The sequence below is a fragment of the Blautia hydrogenotrophica DSM 10507 genome (assembly GCF_034356035.1).
GTDB classification, from domain to species: Bacteria; Bacillota; Clostridia; order Lachnospirales; family Lachnospiraceae; genus Blautia_A; species Blautia_A hydrogenotrophica.
Genome location: NZ_CP136423.1, coordinates 3,072,151 through 3,097,886 on the forward strand (window position 1 = coordinate 3,072,151; position 25,736 = coordinate 3,097,886).

22 protein-coding genes, 8 tRNA genes and 1 riboswitch are annotated in these 25,736 nt (G+C 45.6%); of the genes, 7 read left to right on the forward strand and 23 right to left on the reverse strand.

Features of this window, described 5'->3' with window-relative positions; all coding sequences use genetic code 11:
* Positions 1-241 precede the first annotated feature (241 nt).
* From BLHYD_RS14730 to rho, 7 genes are all read right to left on the reverse strand, one after another.
* Positions 242-2,146, reverse strand: a complete 1,905-nt coding sequence (locus tag BLHYD_RS14730) for a protein kinase domain-containing protein (protein ID WP_005951088.1) — start codon at positions 2,144-2,146, stop codon at positions 242-244.
* 43 nt (positions 2,147-2,189) lie between these two features.
* Entirely contained in the window at positions 2,190-3,317 is a 1,128-nt protein-coding gene (locus tag BLHYD_RS14735; protein ID WP_040350776.1) for a hypothetical protein, read from the reverse strand.
* A 344-nt stretch (positions 3,318-3,661) separates the two neighbouring features.
* Positions 3,662-4,735: a peptide chain release factor 1 gene (gene prfA, locus BLHYD_RS14740; protein ID WP_005951084.1), complete on the reverse strand. Its 1,074-nt coding sequence runs from the start codon at positions 4,733-4,735 to the stop codon at positions 3,662-3,664.
* A complete protein-coding gene (prmC, locus tag BLHYD_RS14745) occupies positions 4,728-5,579 on the reverse strand; it encodes a peptide chain release factor N(5)-glutamine methyltransferase (RefSeq protein ID WP_005951082.1) in 852 nt (283 codons plus the stop codon). Before prmC ends, prfA begins: the two co-directional genes overlap by 8 nt.
* Complete coding sequence (locus BLHYD_RS14750) at positions 5,576-6,541, reverse strand: DUF1385 domain-containing protein (protein WP_040350775.1); 966 nt, start codon at positions 6,539-6,541, stop codon at positions 5,576-5,578. The genes prmC and BLHYD_RS14750 overlap by 4 nt, the downstream gene beginning before the upstream one ends.
* A 152-nt stretch (positions 6,542-6,693) precedes the next feature.
* Entirely contained in the window at positions 6,694-6,894 is a 201-nt protein-coding gene (gene rpmE, locus BLHYD_RS14755; RefSeq protein WP_005951078.1) for a 50S ribosomal protein L31, read from the reverse strand.
* Positions 6,895-7,000: 106 nt separating this feature from the next.
* Positions 7,001-8,455 carry a transcription termination factor Rho gene (rho, locus tag BLHYD_RS14760; protein WP_005951076.1) on the reverse strand — a complete coding sequence of 485 codons (1,455 nt, stop codon included), beginning with the start codon at positions 8,453-8,455 and terminating at the stop codon, positions 7,001-7,003.
* 475 nt (positions 8,456-8,930) lie between these two features.
* On the opposite strand from rho, the gene BLHYD_RS14765 reads away from it, so the two are divergent.
* Positions 8,931-9,224 carry a phage holin family protein gene (locus BLHYD_RS14765; protein WP_005951074.1) on the forward strand — a complete coding sequence of 98 codons (294 nt, stop codon included), beginning with the start codon at positions 8,931-8,933 and terminating at the stop codon, positions 9,222-9,224.
* Positions 9,225-9,334: 110 nt separating this feature from the next.
* On the opposite strand, the gene BLHYD_RS14770 is transcribed toward BLHYD_RS14765, so the two are convergent.
* From BLHYD_RS14770 to BLHYD_RS14835, 14 genes are all read right to left on the reverse strand, one after another.
* A tRNA-Leu gene (locus tag BLHYD_RS14770) sits at positions 9,335-9,416 on the reverse strand.
* A 266-nt stretch (positions 9,417-9,682) separates the two neighbouring features.
* Positions 9,683-9,755 (reverse strand) — tRNA-Lys (locus BLHYD_RS14775).
* Positions 9,756-9,762: 7 nt separating this feature from the next.
* A tRNA-Gln gene (locus BLHYD_RS14780) sits at positions 9,763-9,834 on the reverse strand.
* 8 nt (positions 9,835-9,842) lie between these two features.
* Positions 9,843-9,916, reverse strand: a tRNA-His gene (locus tag BLHYD_RS14785).
* 5 nt (positions 9,917-9,921) lie between these two features.
* A tRNA-Arg gene (locus BLHYD_RS14790) sits at positions 9,922-9,995 on the reverse strand.
* A gap of 24 nt (positions 9,996-10,019) precedes the next feature.
* Positions 10,020-10,090: transfer RNA gene (locus tag BLHYD_RS14795), tRNA-Gly, on the reverse strand.
* 34 nt (positions 10,091-10,124) lie between these two features.
* Positions 10,125-10,199 (reverse strand) — tRNA-Pro (locus BLHYD_RS14800).
* Positions 10,200-10,439: 240 nt separating this feature from the next.
* Positions 10,440-10,925: a metallophosphoesterase gene (locus BLHYD_RS14805; RefSeq protein ID WP_005951072.1), complete on the reverse strand. Its 486-nt coding sequence runs from the start codon at positions 10,923-10,925 to the stop codon at positions 10,440-10,442.
* Entirely contained in the window at positions 10,922-11,506 is a 585-nt protein-coding gene (locus BLHYD_RS14810; protein ID WP_040350774.1) for an XTP/dITP diphosphatase, read from the reverse strand. The genes BLHYD_RS14805 and BLHYD_RS14810 overlap by 4 nt, the downstream gene beginning before the upstream one ends.
* A 24-nt stretch (positions 11,507-11,530) precedes the next feature.
* Positions 11,531-12,682 carry a THUMP domain-containing class I SAM-dependent RNA methyltransferase gene (locus BLHYD_RS14815; RefSeq protein WP_005951068.1) on the reverse strand — a complete coding sequence of 384 codons (1,152 nt, stop codon included), beginning with the start codon at positions 12,680-12,682 and terminating at the stop codon, positions 11,531-11,533.
* A gap of 12 nt (positions 12,683-12,694) precedes the next feature.
* The gene (gene yfcE, locus BLHYD_RS14820; protein ID WP_005951066.1) at positions 12,695-13,237 is read right to left on the reverse strand and encodes a phosphodiesterase; all 543 of its coding nucleotides are present in this window, start codon (positions 13,235-13,237) and stop codon (positions 12,695-12,697) included.
* A gap of 187 nt (positions 13,238-13,424) precedes the next feature.
* Positions 13,425-13,733 (reverse strand): rhodanese-like domain-containing protein, encoded by a 309-nt coding sequence (locus BLHYD_RS14825; protein WP_005951062.1) that lies wholly within the window; start codon positions 13,731-13,733, stop codon positions 13,425-13,427.
* A gap of 249 nt (positions 13,734-13,982) precedes the next feature.
* Positions 13,983-14,168 carry a hypothetical protein gene (locus BLHYD_RS14830; RefSeq protein ID WP_021844728.1) on the reverse strand — a complete coding sequence of 62 codons (186 nt, stop codon included), beginning with the start codon at positions 14,166-14,168 and terminating at the stop codon, positions 13,983-13,985.
* A 428-nt stretch (positions 14,169-14,596) separates the two neighbouring features.
* Complete coding sequence (locus tag BLHYD_RS14835) at positions 14,597-15,115, reverse strand: gamma carbonic anhydrase family protein (protein WP_005951058.1); 519 nt, start codon at positions 15,113-15,115, stop codon at positions 14,597-14,599.
* 277 nt (positions 15,116-15,392) lie between these two features.
* Here BLHYD_RS14835 and BLHYD_RS14840 point away from each other — a divergent pair.
* Positions 15,393-15,463 (forward strand) — tRNA-Gly (locus BLHYD_RS14840).
* 362 nt (positions 15,464-15,825) lie between these two features.
* Here the strand turns inward: BLHYD_RS14840 and BLHYD_RS14845 are convergent.
* The gene (locus tag BLHYD_RS14845; protein ID WP_005951054.1) at positions 15,826-16,614 is read right to left on the reverse strand and encodes a DeoR/GlpR family DNA-binding transcription regulator; all 789 of its coding nucleotides are present in this window, start codon (positions 16,612-16,614) and stop codon (positions 15,826-15,828) included.
* A gap of 321 nt (positions 16,615-16,935) precedes the next feature.
* On the opposite strand from BLHYD_RS14845, the gene BLHYD_RS14850 reads away from it, so the two are divergent.
* From BLHYD_RS14850 to BLHYD_RS14865, 4 genes are all read left to right on the forward strand, one after another.
* The gene (locus tag BLHYD_RS14850) at positions 16,936-18,024 is read left to right on the forward strand and encodes a pyridoxal-phosphate-dependent aminotransferase family protein (RefSeq protein ID WP_005951050.1); all 1,089 of its coding nucleotides are present in this window, start codon (positions 16,936-16,938) and stop codon (positions 18,022-18,024) included.
* 322 nt (positions 18,025-18,346) lie between these two features.
* The gene (locus tag BLHYD_RS14855) at positions 18,347-19,558 is read left to right on the forward strand and encodes an MFS transporter (RefSeq protein WP_005951048.1); all 1,212 of its coding nucleotides are present in this window, start codon (positions 18,347-18,349) and stop codon (positions 19,556-19,558) included.
* 18 nt (positions 19,559-19,576) lie between these two features.
* Positions 19,577-21,070 (forward strand): xylulokinase, encoded by a 1,494-nt coding sequence (locus BLHYD_RS14860; protein WP_005951046.1) that lies wholly within the window; start codon positions 19,577-19,579, stop codon positions 21,068-21,070.
* A 54-nt stretch (positions 21,071-21,124) separates the two neighbouring features.
* Positions 21,125-22,621, forward strand: coding sequence for a M81 family metallopeptidase (locus tag BLHYD_RS14865; protein WP_005951044.1), 1,497 nt, complete (start codon positions 21,125-21,127; stop codon positions 22,619-22,621).
* A 90-nt stretch (positions 22,622-22,711) separates the two neighbouring features.
* Here BLHYD_RS14865 and BLHYD_RS14870 read toward each other — a convergent pair whose 3' ends face one another.
* Entirely contained in the window at positions 22,712-23,149 is a 438-nt protein-coding gene (locus tag BLHYD_RS14870; protein ID WP_005951042.1) for a DUF1700 domain-containing protein, read from the reverse strand.
* Between the two features lie 599 nt (positions 23,150-23,748).
* A riboswitch (ZMP/ZTP riboswitch) is annotated at positions 23,749-23,831 on the forward strand.
* A gap of 190 nt (positions 23,832-24,021) precedes the next feature.
* Between BLHYD_RS14870 and BLHYD_RS14875 the strand changes: the two genes are divergently transcribed.
* Complete coding sequence (locus BLHYD_RS14875) at positions 24,022-25,707, forward strand: formate--tetrahydrofolate ligase (RefSeq protein WP_322141402.1); 1,686 nt, start codon at positions 24,022-24,024, stop codon at positions 25,705-25,707.
* Positions 25,708-25,736 lie beyond the last annotated feature (29 nt).

Consider the following 25,736-nt stretch of genomic DNA (forward strand, 5'->3'; position numbering starts at 1 on the left):
TTACTATACCAAACCCACCTCTGACTCCACGTCAACTTTTTTCCGGGAAACAAGGTGGACAAGCCCATTTCAGTTCCCCCTCATTCCCTCAGTCTTGACAGGCGCGTCCCACTTTGTGCGCCACCGCAACACTACTTTGCGGTGCCCTCCCTTATTGCGGCGTGCGTATCCTTTAACACAAACAGCCGCTGCTCCACGGATGGTTTCCCATCTGTTTTGCAGCGGCTCTAATTTTCCTTTCTCACCCCAGCTTTGATCTGACGTGCACCAGCATCTGAGTCTTTCTCACTTCCTGGGTATTGCGGTCTTTAATTGTAACAGTGATGGTGGCCTGTCCCTGCCGGTTCGCGAAAATCCGGCCTTTCTCATCCACCGTAGCCACCTCCGGGTTGTCGCTCTCCCATTTAATATCCAGCAGCGGCTCTAAAAAACCCACCTCTGCGTCCACCACCAGCTTGCCTCCGTAAATGTCCTCAAAAGTCTTGACGAAGTCCCCGCACTGGGTGGTCAAAAGGTTCCACTGCCAATTCTCTTCATCAAAATAGAGAACATGGCTACCCTCCAGCTCTGTGATCTCATGGGCCTCTCCCTTGCCGTCGATCAGCGTGCAGTCCTTAATATCCAGCACCACCGACGTTTCCGTGTGGTTGTGATTCTGAAAAATAATCCCTATATATTCCAGGTTAAAATCATTGGTATCCTGAAAGGGAAGCTCCATGTGTAGGGCATTGTCCTTGGTATAAAAAAAATCATAGGTAAGATCAGCGAACTGCCAGCCCCTCTTGTCTCCCTCTCCATTGTAGATGGAAAAAATACCGTAAGTCTCAAAGGCCTCCGAGGTGTCTCTGGGATGGGGATAATCCTTCAGGTTAATTCTGGCAGACATGGAACTTTGCACCGGCATCTCCATGATATTGTCCACCAGCGGATGCCGGATATTCTTCTCCGTCAGCACCACAGAATCATCAGTTTCCAAAGGAAACTGGGTCAAATCCAGCTCCGTATGCTCCATGGACTGCTCTTCTTCCGTTTTCGGCCGCATCGCCTTTGACAAAAAAATGCTGCTCGCTCCCCCTATCAAAAAGACACAGACCAAAATCCCTGCCGTAAAGACATGCCTCTTTCTGCTTTTTTTAGCTATCAAAGGCTCCACCTTGACCGGGGCCGGCTCTCTGTTGATTCCCGCCACAATATCATATAGCTCCTGAATATCCTGAAGCATCTCTCCGATGTTCTGATACCTATTTTGCGGAAGGAACTGCAGAGCGTTTTTCAAAATCTCATTGAGACGGACCGCCGACCGTTCCTTCTCATGAAGAAGCAGTCTAGAATAGGGCGATACCAGTTCATCCAGACTGACCAGTTCTCTGTCCTCCGGGAATTTCTCTCCCGCCAGGATCTCATACCAGAGAACCGCCACAGAATACAAATCGGTCCACGGGCCCAGCTCTTCCCGTCTGTGAAGCATCACTTCCGGCGCCATATATCCGGTCTTTCCAAAATAATACTGATCTCCAAACTCTTCTTTGCTGTCCATGGAATATGCGCTGTTGAAATCCAGCAGAAGAAGCCTGGTGGAAAAAGTCTCATGATTCTCAGGGCTCAGCAAAAAGATATTGTCAGGACTGATGTCCAAGTGCAGCAAGTCATGATCGTGAAAAGGCTCCAGCGCATGAAGAAGATTTTTGATAAAGAGAATCGTATCCGTCAGGGTCGGAAAATTTACCCCCTTCTCCTCCATTTCCGACAAAACCTGTCCCTTTTTGGAAGTCAAAACCGTGTAAATCGTATTATTTGCCTCAAAGGAATCCAGATTTTGAGCGATATGCTCGCTCTCCGTCTCCGACAAAATCAAATGCGCGTAGTTTCCAGTGATAAAGCTTTTTTTATGATAGTTAAAGAAATTCATATCCTCAGCACTTACCACCAGATTCCAATGTTCATCCCTTGTGATTTTTCTCTGAGGGTCAAACGGATACAATTCTTTCAAGAGTACAATATGTTTCCGGTCCGGCATAAAAGTGTCGTAATAATACGCCCGGTAGACAACAGAATTGGAACCCGCCCCCACATACTCATCAATGGTATATGTCCAGCTCTTTGTCGTAATCGTATAGCCCTTGGGAAGAAAACTTCTCTGACTCATAGATACCTCCCTTATCTTAAGTGATGAATTCCTGCTGTTTCTTCTATGTGCAGGAATTGTCTTGTTTTTCCAGATAGACCGTCTTTCCGTCATTTCGAAAAATTTTTCTCAGCATACGTTCCAGCTTCCAGCTCATAAAATCATCGTCATTCTCCAAATTCAGCGACTGGACAACCAAATAATCAAAGGGATTGTGCAGATTCAGCAACGCCATTCCGCAGGATGCCATCATCATATCCATCCTCTTACAATGCTCCAATACAAAACTTTTTTCCGACACCTCCACCCCCATCCCCTCCGTCACAAGATACAAAAGCAAGAGGGTCTTTCGATTCACATCCCGTTTTCTAGAATACATTTCCTGGACCATCTTTGGAGATGGCCAGTGCTTTTTGATAAACTTTTCCACCTTTGTACACTGCCGATTTTTCTTCTGATATGGAACCCCCATTCTCAAATATTCTTCTGTCACCCTCTCGATACTATATTTCTTCTCCCTGGGTACATCCGTAAAAGTATAGTTGTCAGAAACTCCTCGCAGCAGATACTCCAGCATTGCCACAAATTTCCGGTACGCAGTGTTGTGATGAATTCCAAACACACCTTGGTTATCCCGGATAAACTTCTTGAGCTCATTCGTCTCTGTGATATTTCGAAACTCATTTTTTATAGAGATAGTCAGATGCTGCGTCGGCTCTTCAGCCCAAGTCTGCCGGACTAATTTCTGATGTTCCAGAGAGCTCTTCGGAGCACCGGTCTGTTCCAAAGCTTCAATCAGCTCTTGAGCTTGCGGATAGTCAAAACCTCTCCTGAGACAAAAGGCGTAAATCAGCTCTCTAGGATTTCGATAGTGTATTCCGCTCTCCGCTGTCGATAACAGAAGCTTCTCTGACCTCTCTTCACCCAAAGACAAGGCAAAACAAATCTTGAATACTTCTTCCCGATTCGCCGGCTGGTTTCTTCCACCGAGCCAGTTCCGAACCTTTCTGGATATCTGTTCCTTATTCTCTTCTTTCCCTGCTTCATAGGCTGTCAACTTCTCCGTCAACAGCGTCTGCAAATTCTGCGTTCCTCTGTATAACTCCCGCAATAGTCTCGGAAAACACCAGATTTCCACTTTGCTCTTCAAAAAATCAACAATATGATCTTCATCCATCTGTGTTTTTTCCACTTCGTGGACCTCCGCTTCCGTAATATTACTTCTATTATATCCTATTTCCCCACAGCCAACGTAAACTTTTTTCCGTTCTTAAGGAAAGATAACATAAAAAAGAATCCCGCCCCGCAGGATTCTCCGCCTGCGGCGGGTTGCATCAGCAACATTTTCATCTCCCCTTCCCCCCAATCTTTGAGAGACGAAGCTTACATTGCGCGCCGCCGCAACATCGTCTTGTGGTACATGCGCATCCTTAGCGGAGCGTTTATGTCATAGAAAAGAGCTTTCACGTTTCAGCGTGACAATGTCTTTTCTATGACACAAAAAAGGCGGCCCTTTCGGTACCGCCTCTTACTTCTCTATTCATTCTGTAGATTACTCAATTTTGCCGCCTGGTCTGCCGCGATCAGACTGTCAATCACCTCATCCAGATCGCCGTTCAAGGTTCCTTCTAGCCTATGCAAAGTCAACTTAATCCTATGGTCAGTGACACGTCCCTGGGGGAAATTATAGGTTCTGATCTTCTCAGACCGATCTCCGGTTCCCACCTGACTTCTTCTGGCCTCCGCCTCCGCGTCGTGCTGTTTTTGCAGTTCCATCTCATAGAGACGGGAACGCAACACTTTCAGCGCCTTGTCCTTATTCTTGAGCTGAGACTTCTCATCCTGGCAGGAAATCACAATCCCCGTAGGAATATGAGTCAGACGTACCGCAGAGTCCGTGGTGTTGACACACTGTCCTCCGTTTCCCGACGCCCGAAAGACATCAAATTTACAGTCATTCAAATCCAGATGAAAGTCAATTTCCTCTGCCTCTGGCATAATTGCCACAGTGATTGTGGATGTGTGAATCCGTCCGCCCGACTCCGTCTCAGGAACCCTTTGCACTCTGTGCACTCCACTCTCATATTTCAGACGAGAGTAAGCACCCTGGCCTTGAATCATGAAGGTTACTTCCTTGAATCCGCCGATACCATTTTCATTCAGGCTCAACATCTCCGTCTTCCAACGCCTGCTCTCCGCGTACTTCACATACATGCGGTAAATCTCCGCCGCAAACAGCGCTGCCTCATCTCCTCCCGCACCGGCACGGATCTCCACAATTACATTCTTACTGTCATTGGGATCCTTTGGCAAAAGCAGAATCTTCAACTCATTTTCCAGTTCTCCCACTCGTCTCTTTGCGTCAGACAGCTCTTCTTTGAGCATCTCCCGCATCTCCTCATCCGATTCTTCTTCCAGCATGGATACGCTGTCCTGAATCGTCTGTTGGTTCTCTTTGTACTCCTTGTACGTATCCACAATGGGCTGCAACTCACTCTGCTCCCGCATCAGTTTTTGAAAACGTTCCTGGTTGTCAGCGACCCCCGGCTCTCCGAGCTCGCTTAAAACCTCTTCGAAGCGGATAAGCAAATCTTCCAATTTATCAAACATCTCTGTTCCTCCTGTACATTCTTCGTCCCAGAACTACACGGTCTCGACCTGCCAGGTCTTTGACTACCTGAAGTTCTCCATATCCCGCATTCTCCATCATATCGCGGACGCATCTTCCCTGATCATGCCCGATCTCAAATAGCAGCCACCCTCCATCTTCCAGACGAGTGGAAGCCTGCTCCACAATTCTCCGATAAAAGCTGAGTCCATCCTCTCCTCCATCCAGAGCCAGGTTCGGATCATAACTGCGCACTTCCTCTTCCAAAGTCGGGATAACCCCGGTGGGAATATAGGGGGGATTCGACACAATCATCTCATATCTGCCCCCAATGTCCGTGAACAAGTCACTCTGCCGAAAATCTGCTGTGATATTCAGCCGTCTTCCGTTCAGTCTTGCCACTTCCAGAGCATCCGCAGACAGATCTACACCTGTTCCCTTACAGCAAGGCTTCTGACTCAGGATACTCAACAAAATGCACCCAGAACCCGTACACATATCCAAAAGTCTCTGTCCATCTTCTAGTCTGCGGACCGCCTCTTCTACCAAAATCTCGGTATCCTGCCTAGGTACCAAAACCCTGCCATCTACATAAAATTCCAGACCCATAAACCAAGCCTGATGGGTCAAATGCTGAAGCGGAATTCTCCCACACCTGAGGGAAATTAATCTGCGGTATTCTTCCTCCTGGCTTCCAGCCTCTTCGCTCTCCCGTAAAAAGTAGTGCGCCCGGTCCATTTCAAATACATATTCCATCAAATACCAGGCATCCAAATCCCCGTCAGGGATATGAGCCCGGTTTAATTCCATTCTTCCCCATCGCAACAAATCACGGTAAGTACTCATGGTCTGCTCTCTTTCTCTTTTTGAACTTCCTCTACATAGGGCTTCCAGTCAAAGACAGCCTCCACAGCCGCTATCGCCACTTCCACCATATCCGGCGTCGGCTCCTTCGTCGTCAGTTTCTGAAGCGCCAACCCCGGTTTACTCAGCCAGCACACGACAGAATTGGAACTCCTGCCCGCCCATTGGATAAACTCATAGGATACCCCGGCGATGATCGGAATCAACAGCAATCTTCCAACCAGTCTTACCCAGAATACCGGCACAAACACAAAAAAGAAGTGAAAAATAATGCTTACCACCATTACATACAACAGAAAACTCGTCCCGCAGCGTTTGTGCTGCCTGGAACTTTTCATGACATTCTCCACTGTCAAATCTAGTCCATTCTCAATACAGTTGATGCATTTATGCTCTGAACCATGATACATAAAGGTTCTCTGGATATCTTTCATCCGGGATATCAATCCCATATATGCCAAAAACAGCGCAATCTTGACCACGGATTCCACCAGAGTTACGACTGTCTCCGTGGCCCCTACCTTCCGAAGCAGGCTGGCCAACACATAGGGAAGTACCATGAACAGCCCCACCGCCAGGAGCATGGAAATTACTACGGTAGCCGTCATCAGCAATTTCTCTAGTTTTTCCTGCTTTCTCAGACTTCTCTCTCTCTCTTCCTCAGTCATTGCATCTAGCTTATCCTTCTCCTCTTCCTCCTCTTCGAAAAAGGCTGCCGAATACATCAAGCATTTTGTTCCGATCACCAGGGAATCCACAAAGCTCACAACACCTCTCAGTATTGGAAGTCTCATCACCTTCGCTTTGCCAAAGACACTTCGGTATTCCTGTGTCTTTATCTCAATCTCTCCATTCGGCTTGCGCACAGCTATTGCGTACTCATCTTTATGCCTCATCATGATTCCTTCGATCACTGCCTGTCCGCCAATATTTGATGATCTCATATGTTCTCCTTTAATAATTCGCTGCACATCCAGGTATTTAAAGAAAGGTTGAGATTTATCCAACCTCAACCTGTTCTGACTTCCCTATGTTCTACTGTATGCAGACTCTGCCTGTTCTGTAGGAACGACAGCTTCCCCGCTCTGCTTTCTTCTTATTTAATACCGTATTTCTTATTAAACTTGTCAATACGTCCACGCGCCTGAGCTGCTTTCTGCTGACCAGTGTAGAATGGATGACATTTGGAGCAGATTTCCACGTGGATATCGCCTTTAACAGATCTTGTTACAAATGTGTTTCCACAGTTACAGGTTACAGTAGCTTCTTTGTAATTTGGATGGATTCCTTCTTTCATGTTTTTCACCTCTCTATGTTATAGTCTTTATAGTCGTTTCATTTGCCGATCTCAATTTTAAACAGCTTTTGAATTATATCATATTAAAAATTAAAAAGCAACCTATTTAGAAAAATTTCTGTTTTTTTATCATCTGAACGAATTCCGAATTGTTCTTTGTCCTCGCGAACATATTCAGAATCTGTTCCACCGCGTCTTCCGCCTTCATTCCATTTAACGCTTTTCTCATACTGTAGACAGCTTCCTGCTCTTCTCTACTCAACAGCAGATCTTCCCTTCTGGTTCCAGACTTCTGAATATCAATGGCAGGGAAAACTCTTTTCTCTTGCAGCTTGCGATCCAATACTAACTCCATGTTTCCAGTACCTTTAAACTCCTCGTAGATCACGTCGTCCATCTTACTCCCCGTGTCCACCAAGGCAGTGGCGAGTATCGTCAGGCTGCCTCCCTCTCTCATATTTCTGGCGGCTCCAAAAAATCGTTTCGGCATATGAAGAGCCGCAGGGTCCAAACCACCAGACAGGGTTCTTCCGCTGGGCGGAATCACTAAGTTATAAGCCCTCGCAAGACGGGTAATACTGTCTAGCAGTATCGTCACATCCTTTTTGTGCTCCACAAGACGGCGTGCACGCTCCACCACCATCTCTGAAACTCTTTTATGATGTTCCGGCAGTTCATCAAAAGTGGAGTAGATAACTTCCACGTTCTCCCCTTGAATTGCCTCCTTGATATCTGTTACCTCTTCTGGTCTCTCATCAATCAGGAGAATAATCAAGTGCATCCTCCTGTTGTTTCTCAGAATCGACTTCGCCACATCTTTCAGCAAAGTCGTCTTTCCTGCCTTTGGGGGGGAAACAATCATTCCCCTCTGCCCCTTACCAATAGGACTAATCAAATCTACAATCCTCATGGCAGTACTGCCACCTGGGCGTTCTAAGATCAGTCTTTCATTGGGAAATACCGGCGTCATGTCCTCGAAATTGTGACGCCTCACACTCTCGTTAGGATGAAAGCCATTGACAGATGTCACATAAAGCAGCGCCCGGAACTTTTCCCCCTGATTTACGCGGATATTCCCCTGTACAATATCCCCTGTCTTCAAATTAAATTTTCGTATCTGTGACTGTGAGACATAAATATCATTCTCCCCAGGCAGATAATTTTCGCATCTAATAAAACCATAGCCGTCCGGCAGCACTTCTAGTATTCCGTTCGCTTTCTCCCCGCTGTCTAAAACTTCATTGTTTAAAGTGGGCTTTCGCTCACTGTTATGGCCGTTCTCATAATTTCTGCCGCCTTCGCCGTAACGCCCATGGTCTAAATTTCGGCTATTTTCATTTGAGCGCTGGCCGTCGAAAGACGGAACGTATTCATCTTGTTGCTGCTTTCCTTCTTCCTCTTTCATGCCGGGTTCCTGACTCTGTATTTTTTCTTTTTCATCTTCTAGTAACATTTTCTGTATCAGATCTGCCTTTTTTAACGTAGAAATCCCTCTTAATCCCCGCGCTTTCGCTAAATCACGCAGTACACTAAGAGACAGTGACTCATATTTTTCTCGCATATTCTTTATCCTTTCTGCCTATTCACTTACTTAAGTATTCGGATTCCTGTCTGAATTGACAATGACTCAATAGATGTACTAATTCTGAATCGACCAATTATCTAAGCCAAAGAAGACTCTCTCAGCACTTCGGAGTCTTATATCTTTTTTTGAAAACTAGCTTAACTGTATCACATTTATTTTAAAAAAACAAGGTAAGATATCATAAAATACTGCTTTCTTTGTAACGGTCATTACGGTTCACTCACTTGCAAGCCGTAAGCAGTAACGCGCTTATGTCTCGGGATTTATGTACAAAATGCAAAAAACACCTCGCGGGATATTGAGGCATGAACCGTAACCAACGATCATTACGGTTCACACAGAACCGTCTCAAAACCCACCAACAAAAGCTCACCCTCAAGCCCCTCCTGTGGACGCACATCTCCAACTCAAAAGCATATAATAAAGTCAGGCTATTATTGGAGGAAATAAGATGGAACAGATAACAAACTATATCAAACCAGAACTTTTAATCGTAGCATTTGTATTGTACTTCATCGGCGTAGGACTTAAGAAGTCCCAAGCTGTAAAAGACAAGTATATACCATTAATTCTAGGCGCCATCGGTGTCGTAGTCTGCGCTGCCTGGGTATTTGCCGGGTGCCCGATCTCAACATACAGAGACGTGATCATGGCTCTTTTCACCGCTTTTACACAGGGAGTCCTGGTCGCTGGTCTGAGTACTTATGTGCATCAGATAATCAAACAAGTAGGAAAACAAGAATAACAACCATATTTCCAAAAGATGTACGCCAAACGCCAGCCACTTGCTGGGCCTATTACGCAAAATCCGAAGCCGTTCCTATCTGAAATCGGCTTCGGATTTTATGAACCTTATGCGGATAACAGGACTTGAACCTGCACGCCTATCGACAATAGAACCTAAATCTATCGCGTCTGCCAATTCCGCCATATCCGCCTGCTCCTATAAAGCGATATTTATTATAACATTCTACTTTTTCATCTGTCAAGCATTAACATAAGAATACACACATCAATTTTATTAGATATGTCAAAACACACCCCTTCAACCTTAAAAGGCGCAGCTTACCTTGTGCGCCGCCGCAGTAAGATCTCGTGAATTATTGTATGATAGGAAGACATTTTCATGCATCAGCGGGCAATGTCTTTTCAATCGCACAAAAAAACACTGACCTCAAATATCTTTGAAGACAGTGTTCTCAATGAAGCATCGGGGATTCGAACCCCGGACAACTTGATTAAAAGTCAAGTGCTCTACCAACTGAGCTAATGCTCCATATAGACTGGGCTAGCTGGATTCGAACCAGCGAATGCAGCAGTCAAAGTGCTGTGCCTTACCGCTTGGCGATAGCCCAATAGGGAAGGTGGATAAAGGGATTCGAACCCTTGGCCTCCAGAGCCACAATCTGGCGCGCTAACCAACTGCGCTATACCCACCATACCGTGCTTGAAGGGATTCGAACCCCCGACCCACGGCTTAGAAGGCCGTTGCTCTATCCAGCTGAGCTACAAGCACATTTCTCCGTATTTAGAACAGAGAAGCGGGTGATGGGAATCGAACCCACGTATCTAGCTTGGAAGGCTAGTGTTCTACCATTGAACTACACCCGCATGTCGCTGAAACGGTAATGATGCGAAACAGCAGTCGGGGTGACAGGATTCGAACCTGCGGCCTCCTGGTCCCAAACCAGGCGCTCTAGCCAAACTGAGCCACACCCCGATCTCTCTATACTTTTGTCCTGCGCCGCTCCCGCTGACGCAAGACATATTATATTATAGTGTTTTACAAATGTCAACACCTTTTTTCATATTTTTGCTAAAAAATTCCTTACGTTTTTTTCAAGGATTTTTCCTGATAAATACGCAGATAATCTTCAAAATTTCTCAGTCTTGAGGAACACGCCTGACAAGAAAATCTGCCATAGAAATAAAAACAGAAAAGCTTTCAAAAATACATTTACTATGCCGTCATATATTTAATCTTAAAATGAAATTTTCCCTGCCGGTCAATATCCAAAACAGCATAGCTGGGTGTTCTCCCTTCCTGTCTCGGATAGGAAAGACTTCCTGGATTCACCGCAGTAATATTTCCTCTTCTTAAAATTACCGGCTTATGAGTATGTCCAAAAAACACCACAGAAATCCCTCTGGATGCCGCCTCATCAATTAGCTCTGCCGGGTCTAGTGAGACGCCGTAGTTATGCCCATGGGTAATCAATACTTTCGTGCCGGCCAGATCAATCTCCAATTCTCTGTCCAAATCAGAAAAAAAGTCATTATTTCCGGCCACAATATAAGCCGGACAGTCCAAAGCGGCCTCGAGATAATCCTCCTGTCCTTCCACATCCCCGCAGTGAATCAGAACATCAAACGGTGTCTCCCTCAGCAAAACCTCATCCAACGTATTTTCTTTTCCATGTGTATCACTGACAATCAATACTTTCATAATAAAACCTCTTTGATTGCCTCCAAGGCTTTCCCGCGGTGGCTAATCTTATTCTTTTCTTCCATACTAAGCTCTGCTGAGCTGCAGCCATACTCCGGCAGAAAAAAGATGGGGTCATATCCAAACCCATTTTCTCCCCGTTCTTCATATCCAATGATACCTTCCATGGTACCCCGGGCTGTCTTCACCGTTCCATCCGGATACGCAGCCGCGACCGCACAGACAAACCGCGCTGTCCTCTTCTCCTGCGGCACTCCCGCAAGGCGATCAATTAAATTCTGATTCTTAATTCTGTAAGAAGTATCCTCTCCCATATACCTGGCTGAATAAATCCCCGGTTCCCCATTTAAATAGTCAATCTCCAACCCCGAGTCATCTGCCAACACTACTTCGTTGGTGAGCTCACAGACAGTTTTCGCCTTAATGACTGCATTTTCCTCAAAACTGCTGCCGTCCTCCACAATGTCTGCCTGAATTCCTGCTTCCTTTAATGAGAAAATTTCCACATCCAGGTCTTCCATAATCCTGCGAATCTCTCTCATCTTTCCTTCGTTTCCTGTAGCAAAAATGATTCTTTTCATAAGTCTCCTTCTCCTCGCCATCCTCTATTTTGTATTTTTCTTAGGCGGCTTCGGCCCTAAAAACTGATAAAAATACGTCTTTAACATCCCATTATAGATTTTGCGGTTTTTATCTGCCTGCCGTCCGATATCTCTTTGCGCATTCTCATAAGATGTAATCAAATACATAGACCACCGGTCCAGTCTTTGAAAACTTTCCCCAATCTCCCTGTACAGCTGTGCTAAGGATTCTTTCTCTTCCAACCGTTCCCCATAAGGCGGATTCGTTATCAGAAAGCCAAAGGACTTACTGTGGTGCAGATCTTTCACCGCTCTTTGCTGAAAATGAATCATATGATCTACTCCTGCCAGCTTTGCATTCTCTCTGGCCGCTCTCAGCACCTGAGGGTCTATGTCAAATCCCTGAATATCCGTCTCAGTATCCAGCTTCGCTCTCTCATTTGCCTCATCCATTGCCTCATACCAACACTTTCTGGGTATCAAGTGTTTCCAGTCCTCCGCCAAAAATGAGCGGTTCATGCCAGGAGCGATGTCAGCTGCCATCATTGCCGCTTCGATGGGAAATGTCCCGCTGCCGCAAAATGGGTCCACTAAGACTCGGTCTGCCTTCCATGGGGTCAGCAAAATCAATGCCGCCGCTAATGTCTCCGTGATCGGAGCTTTCGCCGTCATTTGGCGGTATCCCCTTTTATGTAAAGATACCCCGGAAGTGTCCAGACCTATCGTAGCCACATCTTTCATAAAAGCAACACGTATGGGAAATGACGCGCCCTCCTCTGCGAACCATTGAATGCCATAGACACCTTTTAACCTCTCCACAATTGCTTTTTTCATAATAGACTGAATGTCAGAAGGACTAAACAGCTTACTTTTGATGGAGTTTGCCTTGGCCACCCAGAACTTTCCATCTTCTGGAATGTAATTTTCCCAGGGCAGATCTTTGGTTCCCTGAAAAAGCTCCTCGAAAGTCTCTGCATGGACTTCTCCCACTTTAATTAAAATCCGCTCTGCCGTTCTGATAAATACATTTGCGTCAGCAACCGCCTGAGCATCTCCCCAAAACGTGACTTTTCCATCCTCCACCTTACTGATTTCGTATCCTAAATCCAGAATCTCTCTCTTAAGTACTGCCTCCAGCCCAAAATGACAAGGGGCAATCAATTCCCATTTTTCCATGCAATCCTCTTTCTATAGTGTAATCTCTTTTATCACATTTCCGTCAAAATCTTTAATAGAAAAAATCCCGTCCTCATACACTGCATAAGTAGGCGGATTTCCCTCTTTGGGAATGGACACGGAACCCGGATTTAATATCATACAGTTCTCGGTCCTGTCAGCCCGCAGCACATGTGTATGCCCATGAATCAGGATATCTCCCTTTTTCATAGGCGGAAGATTTCCTTCATTATATATGTGGCCGTGCGTCGCGTAAAAAGTCCTGCCTTCCAGTTCTAAAATACAGTAGTCTGCCATTACAGGGAACTGCAATACCATTTGATCAACTTCCGCTTCACAATTGCCACGCACCGCATAAAACTCATCTTTTTTCGCATTGAGCATCGCGATCACTTCTTTCGGCGCATACTCTCTGGGCAGATCATTCCGCGGTCCATGATACAGCAAGTCACCCAAAAGCACCAGCCGCTTGGCGCCTTCCTTTTCATAGGCTTCCAGCATCTTCCTGCAGTAATAAGCAGAGCCATGAATATCAGAAGCAAACATATATTTCATCTGACTGCATCCTCCTCAAATTATAAATAGAGTAGTATTTATAGACCCTTTCCAAGGGTCTGTATGCCATACCATCGGACAATGCTACGGCTTGCCAAAGACTGGGAAGAGAATTTCCCAAATCGAAAATCCTCTTCCAGACAAATCTTTTTACCACTCATATCTTTTGCACTCTATTTTACTATGGCTAATTGGAAAATACAAGATTTCTTCCCCGATATGCCATAAATCCTCCAACGACGGAACAGACCTGGTAACCCTGTTCCGCCAGATACCTTCCAGCTTCCATACTTGCTCCACCTCTGTCACAGTATAAGACTAAGAATTTCTCTTCCGGAAAGTACGCCTCTTTTATCTCTTCATAGGGCACATTTACCGCGCCTCTTACATGGGCAGCCCGATATTCCTTTGAATCGCGTATATCAACGAGAACAGAATCTACATCATCTACATAGCGGTCTATATCTCTAGGAGAAATCAATTTTATTTCCTGCATTTTACTAAACCCCCTTTTCTTACTAAAATATGCAGACTTCCTCTATCCGTCAACTCACCTAAAAAAGAGTCGTGTTTGCAGGACCTTCGCCTACAGTGGGGGGGCAAAGCACCATCTTCCACTCCGCCACAGTGCGACCGACGTGGAGCGTTTATGTTATATGAAAGGGCTCTCACGAATTTGCGTAACAATCTCTTCCCTATGACATGAAAAATGCCCGGGCCTTGTGCCCGGGCATTTTTAGAAAGATCAATATTTGGAGTCGTAGCTGTTCTCAGAATAATCCTCGCTGTAGTTCTTACCACAGTCGCTGGTCTTATTCTTATGACAATTCTTGCTGTTCTCGCTGTTTGTCATACGGTTTTTACTGTTCGTGCTGTTTTTGCTATTTTTTACATTTGAACTCTGATATTCGTTCTTAGAATTTTTAGCCATAAAAGTTTTCCTCCTGTTTCGTAAACTTTTTTTGTATTACACTCGTTATTATTCCAAAAACAAGAGGGAATATTCAAGAAAGCATATTGCTTTTTTTTCCAGAATATATTATAATTGGCATGTAAAAAGAATTTACCCTTCAAAAATTTTTTTTACATTAACCCCTTATTTAATTATTTATACTCCCCTCGAAGACCCCGGTAGCTCCCCTACCGGGGTCTTCTCTTTCATATAACAGGAAAGACCTTATCACGCTAATGCGTGAAAGCCCTTTCTTATACATAAACGCTCCGCTAAGGATGCGCACTCCCACAAGAGGTAGTCGCCGCAGGCGGCTGTGCTCGGCGCGCAAAGTGGGACTGTTCCCCTCAAGATTATAAGAATGGGGGGAGTTGAAGTGGGCTTTCCCACTTTATTCCCATGTCCTTTTATTCCTCAAACGTTCTCACATACCCGCCTTCGCGCAGTTCCCTCCCCACCTTCAGATAGCAGTCACTGCTTTCATACAGTTCTTTTCTCTCCTTCTCCGTCAGGGCGCGAACTACCTTCGCTGGATTTCCCAGAACTAAACTTCCATCTGGGATTTTCTGATTCTGTAATACCAGACTTCCCGCACCAATCAAGCACTCCTTGCCGACAACTGTCCCATTCATAACGATCGAGCCCATCCCTACTAAGGTACCGTCTCCTATCTTGCAACCATGTACCAGCGCATTGTGACCTACCGTCACATAATCCCCTATTACTGCCGGATATCCAACATCCGCATGTACTGTACAGTTATCCTGGATATTGCTGCACTTGCCCACCACAATCCTATCTTCATCCCCTCTGAGCACTGCGTGGAATAAAATACAGCAGTCCTCCCCGACCGTCACATCTCCCAGCAATACTGCCTCCTTTACCACATTCGCAGATTTCGCTACTTTCACTCGATTATAGTCCATCCTCTCTCCTCTTTTCACCTATGATTTTTCCGACTCAAATTCTGTCACGGAACAGTTCAGCCAGCGCCGTTCGTAAAATCGCACTACGTGCTTATCGTGGCTAACGCCACTGCTTTACTCATTGAAAGGCGCTTCGCTCATACAGATGCCCGCTCTCAAAAACATCCAAGTATGTTTTATGCTTCCCGTACACTATATGGCTGAACTGATACCTGTCACAAATAAATTTTTCGATTTTATTTGAAAATTCATTCAATCTATGTTATACTAAATGCATGCAGATGTAGTTCATCGGTAGAACACCAGCTTCCCAAGCTGGGGAGGCGGGTTCGATTCCCGTCATCTGCTTTAAAAAACTGAAAGTACTGCGCAGACGGTATTTTCAGTTTTATTTCGTTGTAGGAATTTCTTCACACGATGCTAAGCTGACTGTTCTCTGACACAGAAATCCCTGCCGCCTAGTCCAATTCCTCCAACATCTCATTGACTGTTCTGTGTGTTACACGGTTTATAACTCCCCATCCTTATTTGAAGCACATAATTACACCGTATAATCACGTCCGCTCCGCACTGCGTTCGCGGATTCTATCTGCTAAGACGACCAAACTGGTATACCGTCACACCATCTAGCAGATATCCTCTAAGTCGTCGTCCCTATCACGCCGCCTCATTCATTAAGTCGCTAAAAACAAAAAGCGCTCCGAACCATGTCATTCCATCTTATCTACAGTCTTCTCCGCCAACAACAACTCAATACCACGTTCTCTCAGACCGACAACATATTCTTCCGGCAAATCAGAATCCGTAACTGCGATATTCACACAATTCAAATCAAAAGTCGCAGAAAAAGCTTTCTTCCCAAATTTTCTGCTCTGAGCCACCAAAATGGTCTGTCTTGCCTGTTCCACCATCGCGACTGCAAGCTCCGTGGCTTCTGCATTCCAGTCAGTGACGCCTCCTTCCAGGCTGACTCCTCCTGCCCCCACAAATGCTTTGTCCACATAATAGTTTTTCAGGGACTGGCAAGTGACCTGTCCAAACGCTCCTCTCGCTCTGGAATTAATATGACCACCCAAAATATACAAATTCACCGACGAATCTATCAGTTCATTGATAACGTATACTGAATTGGTGAGAACCGTTATATTCCTCTTATTCTTAATCTGTTTCGCCACTTCCCAAAGGGTCTGCCCCATACCGATCAAGATCGTATCTCCTTCTTCCACCAAAGAAGCTGCTTTCTCACCAATCAATGACTTCTCATAAGTATCCATATCAGAAGAAATCACCTCTTCATCTGTGGATTTTACTTCTTCCTCCTCATTAGCCAAAATCCCCCCATAAACTCTCCTTATCATTTTATTTTTCTCTAAATTCTTGATATCTCTGCGCACAGTCTCATACGAAACATCAAAAATTTCCACAATATCTGCAATCTTAACAATTTTATTCTCTCTTAACAACTGCATAATCTTATTTTGTCTTTCTGTCGCTAACATGCCTCTTCTCCTACACTGTTATCCCATTTCCCAATTTATGATTTTTACCATGAACAAACCTTTAAAACCCAAGGTTTTTACTAATTTCCGTCTAAGATAAGACCATACATTTCTTTCCAGTCATCCCAGACCCGGTGTCTTTATTTTAACGTCTATATTCTTTTTTTTCAATACTTTGTTCTTTTTACTTCCTCTCATCATCACACATTTTCCCGCAATATTTTGTGTGTTTTTGTGTTTTACTATTGACAAACACACATTTTAATTCTATAATCCACACAAAGAAACACTTAAACACACTTCAAAGAAAGGAGTTATACTATGAGTGCACCCAAACTCTTCAGCCCTGGCCCCGTGATGGTCAAAAGCAATGTGCGAAGCGCCCTGCTCCATTACGACATCTGTCATCGCAGTCCAGAATTCGAAGGCATGTTCACAGATACGCAAGAAAAAATCAAAAGACTTTTTGGCGCAGACGACACTTACTACAGCCTGATTGTCTCAGGTTCCGGAACCTCCGCCAACGAGACCGTTCTCTCCTCACTTTTTCAAAAAGACGAGACCGTGCTTTTGATCCGCAACGGTGTCTTCGGTGAACGGCTGCTGGAGATTATCGAAAAATATCAGATTCCCAAGGAAGAGGCTGTGTTTCCCTGGGGGACTTACCCGGACTTGGCCGAAATCGAACACATCATAACCCGCAATCCCAAAATAAAAGTCGTGGCCATGGTGTATCACGAGACCAGCACAGGGATGATTAATCCTGTCCATGAGGTGGGCCGTCTCTGCGAGAAATACCACAAAATATTCTTCGCCGACACGGTTTCCGCCGCAGGTGGTGAATACATAGATATGACAACTAACCACATTTCCATTGCCACCTCTGTAGGCGGAAAATGTGTCGGTGCTTTTCCTGGTTCTGCCTATATCTGCGCCAAAAAAGAGATCTTAGATACTCTCACGGCCGCCCAGTGCAAGAATGTCTATCTGAGTCTGTATAAACATTACGATATAGCAAAGTCCTCCCATCAGACTCCGAATACACCAAATGTCAATTTATTCTGGCCTTTGAATCAAGCATTGACAAACATTTTAGAGGAAGGATTGGACAAGCGTATTGCCCGATACCAACGATGTGCCTCTATTATACGCAACGGTCTCCAAAATATAGGACTGCATCTGCTCCTCTCAGAGCATCTTTCCAACACAGTCACCTCCGTCTTTCTTCCAGAAAACATACCCGCTGCTGATTTCTTGGCTAAAATGGAAAAAAGAGGCTATATTTTTTATCTGGGAAAAGGAAAATACGCAGACATGAATATGATTCAAGTAGCCAATATGGGAGAAATCTACGAGCAGGATTGCTATAACATGCTAGAAGTGTTCACATCCTGTCTGAACTCCTTTTAAAACGTAATCCTACTTTTGCTTCAGCCTGTTCAAAAACACAGTTCGCTTCGCCCCAATCGTCGCGTTCTGTGTTTTTTTGCTTTTTATTGTATTATTCTTCCTCACAAATCATGAATTTGCACATAAAGACACAAAAATCTTTAGATATTATTCACAAATCACACATTATTCCTCATATTCCCCACATTTTTTTGTTGTATTCACACAAAACCCATGATATAATTCCACTCATAAGAATCGAACCTGCAATTAATTGCACAAAGAAACACACGATGCTATTTGGCGCGCAAATAACATCGCCTATTACTCAAGGAGGAAACATATGAATCAATCCCAGACTAAAGGCGGAAAACTATCCGCACTTATCGGATGCACACTAATGCTTTCTATTGTCTACATGTCACTGACCTCCTGGTCTGTCGCCGTCAACGAATTAGCCTCCGCTTTTTCCTTGACAACTCCTATGATACAGGCCGGTTCTTCTATGCAGATCGCCGGTTACGTCATCGGCGGCTTCATTGAAGGAAAACTGATCGCAAAACATGGGTGGAAAAAAGTGTTTACCGTCGTAATCATCGCTTATATTCTGGCTTCTGCCCTGATTCCCGTCATGACTAACTACTACATCATCCTTCTCCTGCGTTTTGTCCAGGGATGCGGCTGTATGGTAGGACTAACCAATGTGGTAGTCAGCTCCTGGTTTCCCACCAAAGAACGTGGTCTAGCCCTCGGAATTCTGTTGGGAGCCATCGGACTCGGTTCCGCTTTAGGCGGTTATGTAGGCGGCCTACTCACGCCAATGATCGGCTGGAAGAACACTTTCTGGCTCATCAGCGCCCTGGCAGCCGTCGGAGCTCTCATTTTCTACGCGATGGTAAAAGAAGCCCCACCTCTGGAAGAGGAAAAACACGTCGTCCGTCACAGCGAAGAACTTCAAAAAAATATATTCAAAGAACCAGCTCTTTGGATGCTCGGATTGGCCACTCTCTGCTGCTTCTTTAGCTGTTACGGTATGTACGCATACCTTGCAGAGTATCTCTATACCTTAGACTATTCCTCCTCACAGGTGGGAACCATGGTCTTCTTGAATGGCTTTATCGCCGTCTTTTCCACACCGATTGTGGGATGGATTTCTGATAAAATGGTCGCCAAAAAAGGGGCTCTGAAGGCAAGAACCTGGGCGAATATGTGGCCTGCACTTTTTGTAGCCTTCATAACCTGCATCCTGCTACCGCATCTTGCTCCTATGAGTTTAGGCATGGCCTTCTTTATCACTTTGGCCGTAGGTTGGGGGGTGCCTGCCACAAATGGTCCTGGTCTCTCTCTGCCGGCTGACTTATTCGGAAGCGCCGCTGCTGGTCCTGGCGTCGGTCTGGTATTGCTGATCGCAGGTGCAGGCGGAATTATCTCCCCTATCTTCGTTCCTTGGCTGGCTGGACAAACTAATTGGACCATCGCCTGGTATGTAACTGGCGGATTCGCTCTTTTAGGAATGCTCATCAACTTATACCTCAGCCGTTATAAAGCTGATTAAAAAGAATGGAGGAAAAGTATGATTCAAAAATATATTCTCTCCTTTGACTGCGGCACCACCGCTGTCAAGGCAGTTCTGATCAACTTTGAAGGAAAAGTCATCTGCAACGCCAAGGCTGAATATTCTCTAATTCAGCTCCATCCAGGCTGGGCCGAACAAAATCCTGAAGAACTTTGGAAAGCGATCTGCAAGACTTCCCAAAACGTAATCACAAAAGCTAGTATCAAACCCGATCAAATCATCGGACTTATCTATGCTGCACCGTGGAAAAACATTATACCCATAGACGCAAATGGAAACGTACTGCGCAACAGTCTGATCTGGATGGATGCCAGAGCCAGCGCCCAGGCAGAACGTCTGAACCAGGCGGCTGGCTTCTTCGTAGGTACTGGGCAAGAGTACTGGCCTCGCCTGATGTGGGTAAAGGAAAATGAGCCTGAAATCTGGGAAAACGCCAAGGTAATCATGGGACTGAACACCTATTTTAAATGGAAGACTACCGGACAGATCGCCACAGAACCTTCCGATGACTTTTTCCATTCCTGCAATCCGTCCATCCAATCTGATTATGACAAAATCATCCATGCCGCCGGCCTGGATGAAGATTTGGATAAGTTCCCACCGATGAAGCTGGCAACCGAAGAAGTCGGCAAAGTCACCATACAGGCAGCAGAAGAAATGGGACTGGTCCAAGGAATCCCCGTCTTTGGAGGCTTTGGAGATCTCCCGGCAATCACCATAGGAACAGGATGTTGCCAGGAAAATATGGTACATATCTATTTCGGCACCTCCTCCTGGCTGGTGGATATCATCCGAAACCGAGAAGACATTGAGGCCCCACAATATTTTACCTTTAACTCTCAATATGAAGGAGGACTGTTCGCACTTCAGACCGGTTGTTTCGCCTTCGACTGGGCAGTTGAACAATTCTACCACTCAGAACGCCAAATCCTAGGCGGAGAAGTCTTCGATTTTGTGAACAAAGACATTGCCGGCATTCCTGCCGGTTCTGACAATCTGATTGCGACCCATTGGCTAAACGGTGAGCTGCCTCCTCTGTCCAAAAACGCCAAGTCCGTCTTCTTCAACGTAACTTCCAACCATGATCGCCGCCATCTGGTTCACGCGGTTATGGAAAGCATCTGCTACACCCATCGCAGATATTTGGAACACTATGAAAAAGCTGCCGGTAAAAAATTGCACAGCATTCGCGTCGTAGGCGGCGGCGCAGTCAGCGATCTGTGGATGCAGATGCTTTCCGATGTTTTGCAGATTACCGTAGAGGTCCCTGAAAGCCCACGCTACACCGGCGCAATGGGAACCTACTACTGCGCGATGGTTGGCCTTGGATACATCAAAGATTATAACGCAGTCTATGATACCGTCAAAATACAGAGAGTTTTTAAACCCAGAAACGAAAACGCTGAAATTTACGATAAACTTTATAAGATCTACTTGGAACTTCACCCTGCTCTTCACAATTTATATGGAAGCATCAACGGTGTTTACTAATGTTTCTGCCCTGCCATTCGGCAGGGCAGTCATCGGCAACGAAAGGAGCTGCTTATGAAAATAGCAATCTGTGAATTCCATCAGGAGACCAATTCCTTCAACCCCTTTCCTAGTCCTCTAGAAGACTATCTGGTCTTTGGCCTGTGGGAAGGTGAGGAACTGTTAAAAAATGGAAATGGTTCCAGCGCGCTAGATGGAATGATTCACGTTTTGGAAGAAAACAAAGTTCAGATTGTCCCCACCTGCCGCATGTGGGCCAACGCCGCCGGACCGGTAGAGGCCCAAGTCGTAGAGGACTACTGGAAAAATCTGTCCCGCCGCCTAAAAGAAGCACTTCCTCTAGATGGCGTGTGCATTTCACTACACGGGGCTACTCAGTCCACTGCGTCTCAGGACGTATGCGGAGACCTGCTGGAAAAAATTCGCCAGCTCGTAGGCCCCAGTACGATTCTCTCTGCCTCTTTAGATTTGCACGCAAACATCACTGAAAAAATGTTAAAGAACGCTGAATTTCTCTGCGGTTATCACACTTATCCTCATGTAGATTTTTATGAAACTGGATCCCGAGCCGCTTCCCTGTGTCTCCAGCGTCTAAAAAATCCTCAGAAACCTCTCCACACACGATGCATACACCTGCCCATGATCGCCCCTGCAAGTTCTTATACCACCCTCTTCGGCCCTTTTTCCGAGCTGATGCGCCATGCCGAACATTTCGTAGAAGAGAAAAAAATTGCCGATTTTTCCATCTTTCAAAGACAACCCTGGCTGGATGTCGGTGTCGGAGGAAGTGCGGTACTTACTGTCTCTGAATCTGACAGCTCCAAACTTCTTTTGGAACTGGCACGGCGCTTTTTGAATCTGCGACACAGTTTCCATTCTGATATAAGAAGTGTACAGGAAATTATACATGTCGCAGAAAATAATGCCACAGGCAAGCCTCTCGTTCTGGTGGACTCCGCAGATTCTACCAACGCCGGTGCTAATGGCGACAGTGCCTATATACTCCATGAAATCTTGCGCCTGAATTCATCGGTAAAAGCCGCGCTATCTTTGAGATGTGCTCCCGCAGTAAGACAAGCTTTTCAGACAGGAGTTGGAAAGACGGGCACTTTCACCATCGGCGCTTCGATCAATTCCAGCATGAGCGCTCCCGTCACACTCCAGGCATATGTACAATCTTTACACGATGGAATCTATACGCAAGAAGGCCCCGCTAAGCGCGGCCTTGTCAATCACCTGGGTCCTACCGCTGTCCTCAAATTCAGAAACACCTCTATCCTTGTGTCCGAACAGCTCCTAGGAGCCGGAGATCTACAGCTATACCGCCATCATGGAATGGAACCCCTTTTCTACCAGATGGTTGCAGTAAAAACCTGTACCTCTTTTCGAGCGAGTTACTTGCCCGTAGCCAGTGACATCATTGAAGCAGATACTCCCGGTGCCGCCTCTTCTAATCTGCTTACGCTCCCATTCCGTAACCTGCCGAAACGCTTTTATCCTTTTGCTGAAATCGACGAATCGGACCTCACTATCCCAAAAAGATTTCGTTAAACGTGACGAATCCTTTCCTATAACATAAAAACCAGATTTATAACAAATCTGGTTTTTACATTTTTATTCACTTCTGTCTCTTCGGCATCTTCAGCGCCTTTTCTGGAATGCCTTCACAATGACACCCACCACTGCCAAACAGAACAGTATGGGAAGCAACGCGCCAATAATTGTAATCAGCACAAATAAAATCAGTGCTGCCGCCAAAATTACAATCAGCTTTCCATACCATGTGGTAAGGTCCAGTTTTCTAAAAGTCTTTTTGCTCTCTCTTACAAATTCTCCGTCTTCTTCCTGGACAACGTATTCTCCTGTTTCCTGAGAACTCCACGCCCCGGAATCAATCAGCGTTTTGGCGATTAACCATGGGTCTCCAAGCATATCCAAGACTTCCGCCTCCGTCTTTCCGGACGCAATCTCTTTTTCTATATAATCCCGATAGTACTCCACATGACCTCGAAGCTGATTTTCTGAAAGCTGGCCTCTCAAATGCCTCTCCAAACTTTCTAAAAACTCTTTTCTCGTCATAGTTACGTCTCCTCTTTTTCTCCTGATCGCTTGTTTCCCTCATCTTGGAATAGTATACAAGAACTCGACAAGTTTTTGCAAGGCATTTTATCCTTTCTTAAGAATTAAACGTAACGTTTAGCCTGACACTGTCCCGCTGCATATGCAGCGGGATCCCGAGGACTGCAAGCACCAGACTGAGAGAATTGCAGTCTGTGTGCATGCATTTGTGACAGTGAAGCCGAAAAGCTGAATTGATACAATTAAACGTAACTATTCAGCCATAAGCAGCATATGCGGCGATATAAGCTGTTATGGCTGAATAGTTACGGCCGTTCTGAAGGTAGCAGATAGTAATAGCACTTTAATCTGTACAATCCTAGTTCCTTTCTATTTTTTGATATTTCAATATAATAAGGAAAAAAGTTTAACGATAATAATTTATTTTATTTCCTATTATAGTATTTTTAATTTTAATTAAAAATCACTCTAATCCAGTTACTTTTCTTAAAACTTTGATAAATTTTTGACTAAATTCTTGACTTTTATATGCATTAGTGCTAATATATAACCATCAACTAAGGAATCAAAAACAATATCAAAAGATTCCAATCAACCAAGAGGTTTCTAATTACTGACGGATAATTGTGGAATACCACAGGGGAATTAGAAATCTGAAACGCCGACCGTCTGGGCAACATTTGAGCTTCTCGAATGTTGTCCTTTTTTATGCAATAGGAAAGCTCTTTTCACGCCAATGCGCGAGAGTCCTCCTATCACATAAACGCTCCGCGAGGATGCGAACGATGCAGAAGGTATGTCCACAACAAACCTTTCACATCATATCTAACAGGCGTCGGTATTATGGGGGATCCAGAAAGGAGATCATAATTATGGGATTCAAAAGTGACATCGAAATCGCACAGGAGTGCACAATGGAACCGATCACTAAGATTGCTGAGAAGGCTGGGATCGATGACAAATATCTGGAGCAGTACGGAAAGTACAAAGCAAAAATCGACTATAATCTGTTAAAAGAGACCGAAGGCAAAGACGGCAAACTCGTTCTGGTAACCGCTATCAACCCGACTCCGGCCGGAGAAGGAAAGACCACCACGACTGTAGGTCTGGCTGACGGACTTCAGAAATTAGGAAAGAACGTTATGGTTGCTCTGCGTGAGCCGTCCTTAGGACCGGTCTTCGGCGTAAAAGGCGGCGCTGCCGGCGGCGGATACGCTCAGGTTGTTCCAATGGAGGACATCAACCTGCATTTTACCGGTGACTTCCATGCCATCGGAGCTGCAAATAACCTACTGGCTGCTATGATCGACAACCATATCTATCAGGGCAACGCTTTAAATATCGACCCGAGAAAGATCACCTGGAAAAGATGTGTGGACATGAACGACCGTCAGCTTCGTTTCGTGGTAGACGGCCTGGGCGGAAAGACCAACGGAATGCCACGTGAGGACGGCTATGACATCACCGTTGCCTCCGAGATCATGGCAGTTCTGTGTCTGGCAAGCGATATCAACGACCTGAAAAATAGACTGGCAAGAATCGTTGTAGGATATACTTACGGAAAAGCTTCCGAGCAGAAACCGGTAACCGCAGGCGACTTAAACGCACAGGGAGCAATGTGCGCGCTGTTAAAAGATGCCCTGAAGCCAAACCTGGTACAGACCCTGGAGCATGTACCGGCAATCGTACACGGCGGACCATTCGCAAACATCGCACACGGCTGTAACTCTGTCATCGCAACAAAAATGGCACTGAGACTGGGCGATTACGCGATCACTGAGGCAGGATTCGGCGCAGACTTAGGTGCTGAGAAGTTCCTGGACATCAAGTGCCGTATGGCAGGACTGAAGCCAAGTGCAGTGGTAATCGTGGCAACTGTACGTGCACTGAAATACAACGGAGGAGTACCGAAGGCAGATCTGAACAACGAGAACCTGGAAGCACTGGAGAAAGGACTTCCAAACCTGCTGAAACACGTAAGCAACATTAAAAATGTATACAAACTGCCGTGTGTGGTAGCGATCAACGCATTCCCAACCGATACCAAGGCAGAGTTAGACCTGGTAGAGAGCAAGTGCCGTGAGCTGGGCGTAAACGTAGCGCTGTCTGAGGTATGGGCAAAAGGCGGCGAAGGCGGCGTGAAACTGGCAGAGGAAGTCATCAGACTGGTAGAAGAGCCGAACGACTTCACCTACTCCTATGAGCTGGAAGGAAGCATTGAGGACAAACTGAACCAGATCGTACAGAAGATCTACGGAGGAAAGAGAGTTGTGCTGACTGCAAACGCTCAGAAGCAGGCAAAAGAACTGGAAGCGCTGGGCTATGGAAACTGCCCGATTTGTGTGGCAAAAACACAGTACAGCCTGACAGACGATCAGACGAAACTGGGAGCGCCGACCGACTTTGAGGTGACGGTACGTAACCTGAAGATCTCTGCTGGAGCAGGATTCATCGTAGCCCTGACCGGAGAGATCATGACAATGCCTGGTCTGCCAAAGGTACCGGCTGCTGAGAGAATCGACGTGGACGAGACTGGAAAGATCAGCGGATTGTTCTAAAACCTAGCCATAACCTTGTAAAACTTATC